The sequence below is a fragment of the Tsukamurella conjunctivitidis genome (assembly GCF_007858475.1).
GTDB classification, from domain to species: domain Bacteria; phylum Actinomycetota; class Actinomycetes; order Mycobacteriales; family Mycobacteriaceae; genus Tsukamurella; species Tsukamurella conjunctivitidis.
In genome coordinates this window covers 1-520 of sequence record NZ_VIGX01000306.1, presented here as the reverse complement: position 1 = coordinate 520, position 520 = coordinate 1, and the positions used below count along the sequence as shown (strand labels likewise).

The window sequence follows — 520 nt, the reverse complement described above, 5'->3', positions numbered from 1 at the left end:
GCGAAGCCCGGATGCGCAGATGAGGTGGCCGAACTCCTCATGGGGCTCACCGCCAATGTGCGCCAGGAGCCGGGCAACCGAGCCTTCGACCCCTACCGGGAGTCGGAGCGCCCCGACCACTTCTTCGTCTTCGAGGCCTATGCCGACGAGGACGCCTTCCACACCCACCTGGGCATGCCCTACGGCGGTCCGTTCAACGCCCGCCTCAACGAACTCATCGTCGAGCCGCACTCCCTGCTCACCTTCCTCGACGCGATGGAGTGAAGGGCGGGACACCCCCGCGTGGTTCAGCGCGGAGGTGGGGCGACGCCCTCGTTGATGCGGGCACTGAGGACCGTCACGAAGGTCGAGGGGTCGCGCCCCTCCACGAAGGTGTCGACGGCATCGAAGAAGCCCTGCTGGAAGGCCGGGGAGACCAGTTCCCCGTAGGCAATGGACAGCAACAGGGGACGCTGGCGCAGGTCATCGGCACTGAGCTGCTGGGCGGGGGACAGGCCGCTGACATCGGCGTCGAGGCGCA

2 protein-coding genes are annotated in these 520 nt (G+C 67.9%); one reads left to right on the top strand and one right to left on the bottom strand.

Annotated features, from left to right (window positions below):
- A partial coding sequence (locus tag FK530_RS25510; RefSeq protein WP_146489539.1) for a putative quinol monooxygenase occupies window positions 1–264 on the top strand: 264 nt, incomplete at its 5' end.
- A gap of 23 nt (window positions 265–287) precedes the next feature.
- Here the strand turns inward: FK530_RS25510 and FK530_RS26230 are convergent.
- A partial coding sequence (locus tag FK530_RS26230; protein ID WP_205124290.1) for a hypothetical protein occupies window positions 288–520 on the bottom strand: 233 nt, incomplete at its 5' end.